The organism is Lientehia hominis, assembly GCF_021044755.1.
In the GTDB taxonomy this organism is placed as follows: domain Bacteria; phylum Bacillota; class Clostridia; order Lachnospirales; family Lachnospiraceae; genus Lientehia; species Lientehia hominis.
In genome coordinates this window covers 1-7,146 of the sequence record NZ_JAJNOR010000013.1, presented here as the reverse complement: position 1 = coordinate 7,146, position 7,146 = coordinate 1, and the positions used below count along the sequence as shown (strand labels likewise).

Sequence of the window (7,146 nt, the reverse complement as noted above, 5' to 3'; positions counted from 1 at the left end):
TAGCCGCAGTGGCCCAGGATCTCCGCGTTGTGCATGTCCGCGTTGGTGATATGGGTGCCGAACAGCACCTCTCCGTCTGCAATCTTCTGTTTCCATCTGTCCATAACTTTTAGTCCTCCACTTTATGGCGTCTGTCCGCCGCTACCGGTAGGATTCCTGCAGAATCCGGACGCAGGCATCCTCGTCAATCTCACAGGGATCGCCTTCAAAAAGGCCTCCCATCGTATCTCTCGCATTTTTTGCCAGGGTTCGAAACTCCTCTTCCCGGATACCAAAATCTGACATCTTTAAATCATCTGCTCCACAAGCCTTTAGGAGCTCCTCCAGAGCATGGACAAAATCCATAGGCTCCTTAGCGTCTGTTTTCCCCAAAGCCTTCGCCATGTTCACCAGCTTTTCATCGCAGGAATGGCTGTTCACCAAATATGTGTAATACGCCCTGCAGATCAGAATGAGTCCTGCGCCGTGGGGCAGGTCATGGTGGTATGCGCTCATGGCATGTTCCAGGGAATGTTCAGAAATACAGCAGGACAGCGACTGAGAGAATCCAGCGAGAGTATTGGCAAGCGCCACGTCTGTCCTCGCCTCCAGATCATTTCCGTCCTCCACAGCTCTGGCCAGGCTTTTTCCGATCAGCTCAATTCCCTTGATACAGAACATATCGCTGACCACGCTGGCCGCTTTATGAAGGTAACATTCCGTGCTGTGAAAAAGCGCGTCAAATCCCTGATAGATCGTAAACTTCTTCGGCACGGACAGCATCAGTTCAGGATCCACCACAGACAGCGCCGGAAATGTCCAGTCACAGCCGAAACCAATCTTCTCGTTGGTCTCCTCTTTCGTATTCACCGTCCAGGGGTCCGTCTCCGTTCCGGTCCCGGCAGTGGTCGTAATCGCCACGATGGGAAGAGGCCGGTTGGGAATCGGCATCCCTTTTCCGCTCCCGCCGTTTACGTAATCCCAATAGTCTCCGGGGTTCACCGCCATGATCGCTATGGCCTTGGAAGCGTCGATGCTGCTTCCCCCGCCCAGTCCGATCACAAAGTCACAGCCGTTCTGGCGGGCGCACTCGGCGCCCTCCATCACGTGCCGTTTTACGGGGTTCGGTAAAATCTTATCAAATACTGTATATTCCACGCCCGCCAGGCGCAGCTGTTCTTCCAGCCGGTCCAGATACCCGTTGTCCTTCACAGACTTTCCACAGGTAACTACGATCAGGGCCTTTTTTCCCGGCAGTTCCTGTTCATGGAGACTGTTCAGAGTCCCGCATCCAAATACAAGCTTCGTAGGAACAAAATAATCAAACTTCATGCAAACGGACCTTTCTGCCCATTTCTTCAGCCAGCGCATTCAGATCATCCACGATCTCGGGAATGATATCTGCCGCTTCCTGTGATTCTGCATAGCATTTTTCTTCAATCTCGCCAGGCATAAAGATGCCTGTCGAATTCGCTGACTTTTTACAGGACTTAAACTCTGCCACACGGGCATCCACTCTGTTCAGGAACTGTTCTGTATCACCAAATGCTTTTGTATCGATCGCGATAAAGGTATGAGCCGGTCCCATCTGATCCGGGTTCGCCCGTACGCCGGTGCCTCCGCCGATCAGCAGGCCGCTGATGACATCCACCATCAGGGAAAGGCCGAAGCCCTTGTAGCCGCCCAGGGGCATTACGGAATACACCTTTTCAATATCCGTGGTAGGCATCCCCTCTGCATCCAGCGCCCATCCTGCGGGCACTTCCTTGCAGCCCTGACGCTTCATGTTGGCGATCTTTCCGAATGCCACTACGCTCTGTGCCATATCCAGAGTGATCGGAGGAACATTTTTTGTAGGAACAGAAATAGCCAGAGGATTATTTCCGATCATCTTCTCTGCACCGCCCCAAGGCGCCATGGTAGGGTCGCCTGTGGATGCAGAAATACCGATCATCCCCTCTTTTTCAGCCAGCTGTGCATAATATGCGCCTGCTCCGAAGTGATTGCTGTTTTTTACGCCTACAAAACCAATACCATACGTCTTCGCTTTTTCAATGGCCGCCTTCATGGCCGTATGACCCAGGACCTGGCCGCAGCAGCGGTTTCCATCCCATACCGCGATAACCGGATTGTCCACCTCAACTTTATAATCAAGCTTTTTCGGCATCACGCCCGTCTGCATCAGGTTCACGTAACGCTTCAGGCTCATCACTCCATGTGATTTGACCCCCCTCTGATCAGCCTCCAGAAGCGTTTCCGTCAGAATCTCTGCTTCATTCTCCGGCATGCCTGTCTCTGTCAAAATGTCAATGCAGAACTCTCTTAATTCCGCTACTTTGATTCTCATGGTTTCATTCCTCCGTTTTTATTTATCAATAACCGACAAACCTGTTTTCTTTTTTGGAAACCTCTAAACCTTCTGACCATTTACAGCCAAGTCCCTGGGCAATCTCGATAAGCCCTTCCCAGGTGTTGTCCGCCAGCTCGATTCCCTCTGCCTTCCGCTTCGCCGCCATGTTCTGCTCGAATTCACCGGGAAGCAGCACTTCCTTTACGCCTTCCGCAGGCTTCGCGTTCTTTATGAACTGAGCGTGTACTTCACACTGCTCTTCATATACCTCCCGCCCATAAAATGCTTCCGGATTGAGAGCCATCAGGTATACGCTGTTCTCCGCGTATCTCACACCGCCGTTCTTTTCCCAGCTCCAGTAATCGTCATTGGCCAGGACCACAGAGAACATATCCGCCATGATCGCCAGTCCGGAGCCTTTTGCTCCGCTGATCTTTCCGCCCATGGGCATGATGGAGCCCTTAGGCTCTGCATAGAAGTCCAGAGGATTGGTGGTATCATTTCCGTATCCATCTTTGATCCAGCCTTCCGGCACCTGTTTTCCGTTCTGCACGTAGGCTCTCAGCTTGCCCTCAGCTACCACGGTAGTCGCGCAGTCCATTACCAGCGGATCATGTCCCTTTCTGGGGACCGCCCAAGAAATCGGATTGGTGCCCAGCTTAGGTTCCATGGCTCCCCAAGGCGCCATAGGCCCTACGGAATATACGCCTACAGTACCAAAGGCGATCAGGCCTCTCCTGGCCAGCTCTTCCGTATAGGAACCGAGACGGCCGATATGATTGGCGTTCAGGCTGAGGGCGCAGGCCATAAAGTTCTTTTTCGCCTTCTCCTCTACGATATCCACCATCTTCCTTGCTCCGACCTGTCCAAAATTCTGCTTACAGTCCAGGATAGCTGTTACGGGAGTTTCTTTTACAATCTCCATCGAAACGCCAGGCTTGATCTGGCCGCTCTTCATCTCATCCAGATACTGGGGAATTCTGAGAACTCCATGGGAATCCACTCCCATCATATTTGCCATAGCCAGCTCTTCCGCCACGATCTGCGCCTCTTCTCCGGGCACTCCAGCTTTCTCAAAAATCTCCCGCGCGCATACGATCAGTTTTTCAACTTCAACTTTCATAGTACCTGCCCCCTCCTTTATGGGTGTTTACAGAGACTGAATTTTCTCCCAGACTTCTTCCAGCACAGGGATTCCATTCTTCATATGATCTTCTCTTGTATTGATCTCGATCTCACCGGGATAGAAAATCTTGCCGCCTTCTCTCTCCGGAGTAGAGGCCTTGATATCTTCCACGACCGTATCGATTATGCTGTCGGTCAGGTCCTTGGTATTCATGCACTCAGGATCAATGGCGATCAGCACCTGGGAGAGTCCGACTTCCTCGGTATACTTCTTTCCGATATCCGTAACGGAATTGCGTCCGGACAATACGGCAGCCACCAAATCAAGAGCGATAGACATGCCGGAACCCTTCCAGTATCCGATGGGCAGAACGCGGCGGGTCTTTTCGATCTCCGCAGGATCTGTGGTCACATTGCCTTCGCTGTCCCAGCCTCCGGGCACAGGCAGCTTCTCGCCCTTCATCCTGGCCAGCTCGATTTTTCCATATGCGAACTGGCTCATGGCCATATCTACTACAATGTGGCGTCCGTCAGATTTGGGGATGGAAATGATAAAGGGATTATTTCCCACTTTAGGCTCCATGCCTCCCCAAGCGGGCATATTGGGCATCGTATTGGTCCAGCACATTCCGATGCAGCCATTGTCAGCCGCCTGCCAGCCATAAGCTCCGCCTCTCATCCAGTGATTGGTGTTTCCAATGGCTACAATCCCGATTCCATGTTCTTTAGCCAGCTCGCAGGCGCGGTCCATGGCCTTTCTCGCATTGGCATTTCCAAGGCCCATATGGCCGTCCCAGCGTTCAAAGCCTCCGAAGGCGCTCACGCACTCCGGCGTGGCCTTGCCGTCTACAACACCCTTGTCCAGATATTCGATCACTCTGGGAAAACGGTTCACACCGTGGGAATAAACGCCGTCCGCGCTGGTCTCCGCAAAGTTAAGGGCTGCCAAATGTGCGAGCTCCGGGTCCACTTCACGGCTCAGTAAAATTCTTTCAAATGTATCGACTAATTCCTTAAATGATATTTTTAACATAATAACCTCCACTTTCCGAATCTGCTCATCTTAAGATTCTGTCAAACTCTTACCTTTGCCACGATTTTTCTTACTTTTTCAGGCTGTCCCGCAGCACAGCGGGGCTTATGCGCCTCTTCCGGCGCCACTACAGCCATCTGGCCGTCGGTCAGATATGCAACGCTGCTGTCTTCCGGATCTTCATAAAACATTACGTCGCTGTTCTCATCATAAGGCTGTTTTACTTTAAGCCCATCTGTGGAAATCATTTTGAAGTATTCTTTTCCATGGATCATATACTGAATATCAAAGTATTTCTTATGACTTTCAAACTGAAGCTCTGATTCCGGTGAGGTTTCATATTCCTGCACCATGGCAAACACGTCTTCGCCGTCAATCTCATATTTTCCGACCGGCAGATCAGCCAGATCTTTTCTTCTCAAAAATTCATATGCTTTCTCGAATTTCCCATCCAGGTATGCATACTTGTTCACTGAAAACGCATCATTGATAATCACAACTATCCCTCCTATTTGTTTACGATGTTTACAGGCCCGCCTTCCAGGAAAGCCTTCAGGTTATGTACCGCGATGTCCATGAGTCTCTTTCTGGACTCCCTGGGAGCCCACGAAATATGAGGCGTGATAAAACAGTTGGGAGCTGAAAGAAGCGGATTATCTCCTTTGATAGGCTCAGTGGAGACCACATCCAATCCGGCGGCATAAACCTTTCCGGAAGCAAGCGCATCAGCCAGGTCCTGCTCTTTGATCAGAGCGCCTCTGGAATTGTTCAGGATGATCACTCCATCCCTCATCTTCGCTATAGTTTCTTTATTTATCAGGCCTTCCGTAGAAGGGAACAAGGGGCAGTGCAGCGCGATCACGTCGGATTCTGCCAAAAGCTCGGACAGTTCTGCGTACCGGCAGCCTTCCTTTTCAAAATCCGGATTTCGGTATTCGTCATAGGCCAGTATCTTCATGCCCATGGACTGGGCGATCCTGGCTGTCGTCCTGCCGATTCTTCCAAACCCAATGACTCCCATGGTCTTTCCTGCCAGCTCAATGAGCGGATAATCCCAAAAACACCAGTCGGGATTATTTTCCCATCGCCCCCTGCGGACTTCCATGCTGTGGTGGCCGATATGATGGCAGATCTCCAAAAGAAGGGCTATGGCAAACTGTCCGACCGCATCAGTTCCATAGGTGGGAATATTGCTGACCGCAATATTCCTCTTCCTGGCCGCCTCAGTATCCACTACGTTATAGCCGGTAGCCAGTACACCTATATACCTGATGTTCGGGCACTTCTCCATGGTCGCGGAGGAAATGGGAGTCTTGTTGGTGATCACGATCTCCGCATCACCAATCCGCCCCTCGATCTCCTCTGCTTTCGTTCTGTTGTAAACCGTCAGCTCTCCGAGAGCCTCAAATCCTCCCCAGCTCAAATCCCCGGGATTCTCTGTATATCCGTCCAACACAACTATTTTCATGGATCTGTCTCCTCTGTTATGGGTTATTCATAATTGTCGCTTAAAATCTTGGCCAAAGTCTCGGCATCGTGATGCTCCGCCAGCAGCTTCTGCTTCTTTGTCTCATAGGCCTGGAGCCGCTCACAGCGTTCTGCAACCTCATCCAGATATTCCGCAGGGAATTTCACCGCTCCGTTTTCATCCATATGTACGATGTCGCCCGGCGCCACTTCCATGCCGCAGATATCCACGGGAGTATTGATCGCATGGATACTGAAATCTCCATGGCCTGCACATACGCCTGTCAGCATATACTGCATGCCCATGGGGCGTACCTCATCCAGGTCTCTGGAAGGACCGTCGGAAATCACGCCGATAACGCCCAGTGACTTGAATGCGGTCATCATATTTCCGCCGCAGAGGCCGTTCTTTTTCTTGATCTCTTCCGGCAGATCCTGCTTCATCGCAACGATCACCGGCTTCGGCATTTTTTCAATAGCCTTATATAAGTCCAAAAAACCCAAACGGCTGAATTTCGGATCAGGAAGGCCAAATGTGACAGTTACCACATGACCGGCCAGCCTGCCGAGTTCCGGATACATGCATTTCAGGGTCTCGTCGGTATACCATTTGGTATTCCAGGGATGATAGAGACCAAGACAGTATTCCATATCTCCCGGATAGGTCGCCACCACGTTGGTCACACTCGGCGTATCAAATTGTTTCAGTTTCTCAAGCACTTCTTGTTCATGTGTCATGATATTTTATATCTCCTTTTAATATTTATAAACCACCTAAGCCCATGGTGGAAGGAAGCCACGTACAGGTCCAGGGAAGCATCGTCACGATAGCCAATGCGGCAAGGAGCACGATGAACCACGGAACCATAGCTTTCACCAGACGGCCGAAGGAGATCTCTCCTACCTTGTTGATGGCGAACAGCACCACGCCGAAGGGCGGAGACACCACGCCGATCATCAGGTTCAGCACCATGATGATGCCAAGATGGATCGGGTTGATTCCAAATGCCACGGCTACCGGCAGGATGATGGGCGTCAGGATCGTGATGGCGGACACTGTCTCCATGAACATGCCCACCAGCAGGAGCGCCAGGTTCAGGATCAGCAGGAACACGTACTTATTGCTGATGCTGTTCACGATGAACTCCATGACTGTCTGCGGGATCATGGCCTTGACCAGCACGTTCCCGAA

Annotated in this window: 8 protein-coding genes; all 8 read right to left on the bottom strand. The window is 51.3% G+C overall.

Annotation, left to right across the window (positions count from 1 at the left end):
• Nucleotides 1-141: 141 nt before the first annotated feature.
• Complete coding sequence (locus tag LQE92_RS14230) at nt 142-1,311, bottom strand: iron-containing alcohol dehydrogenase (RefSeq protein ID WP_231063605.1); 1,170 nt, start codon at nt 1,309-1,311, stop codon at nt 142-144.
• The gene (locus tag LQE92_RS14225) at nt 1,301-2,326 is read right to left on the bottom strand and encodes an Ldh family oxidoreductase (RefSeq protein WP_231063604.1); all 1,026 of its coding nucleotides are present in this window, start codon (nt 2,324-2,326) and stop codon (nt 1,301-1,303) included. Before LQE92_RS14225 ends, LQE92_RS14230 begins: the two co-directional genes overlap by 11 nt.
• A gap of 25 nt (nt 2,327-2,351) precedes the next feature.
• Nucleotides 2,352-3,452 carry an Ldh family oxidoreductase gene (locus tag LQE92_RS14220; RefSeq protein ID WP_231063603.1) on the bottom strand — a complete coding sequence of 367 codons (1,101 nt, stop codon included), beginning with the start codon at nt 3,450-3,452 and terminating at the stop codon, nt 2,352-2,354.
• Nucleotides 3,453-3,479: 27 nt separating this feature from the next.
• Nucleotides 3,480-4,487: a 3-dehydro-L-gulonate 2-dehydrogenase gene (yiaK, locus tag LQE92_RS14215; protein ID WP_231063602.1), complete on the bottom strand. Its 1,008-nt coding sequence runs from the start codon at nt 4,485-4,487 to the stop codon at nt 3,480-3,482.
• A 41-nt stretch (nt 4,488-4,528) separates the two neighbouring features.
• Nucleotides 4,529-4,984, bottom strand: coding sequence for a YhcH/YjgK/YiaL family protein (locus LQE92_RS14210; RefSeq protein WP_231063601.1), 456 nt, complete (start codon nt 4,982-4,984; stop codon nt 4,529-4,531).
• Between the two features lie 11 nt (nt 4,985-4,995).
• A complete protein-coding gene (locus tag LQE92_RS14205) occupies nt 4,996-5,955 on the bottom strand; it encodes a D-2-hydroxyacid dehydrogenase (protein ID WP_231063600.1) in 960 nt (319 codons plus the stop codon).
• A gap of 23 nt (nt 5,956-5,978) precedes the next feature.
• Complete coding sequence (locus LQE92_RS14200; protein WP_231063599.1) at nt 5,979-6,692, bottom strand: RraA family protein; 714 nt, start codon at nt 6,690-6,692, stop codon at nt 5,979-5,981.
• A gap of 25 nt (nt 6,693-6,717) precedes the next feature.
• Nucleotides 6,718-7,146 (bottom strand): TRAP transporter large permease subunit (locus tag LQE92_RS14195; RefSeq protein ID WP_231063598.1); only part of this gene is annotated, 429 nt, incomplete at its 5' end.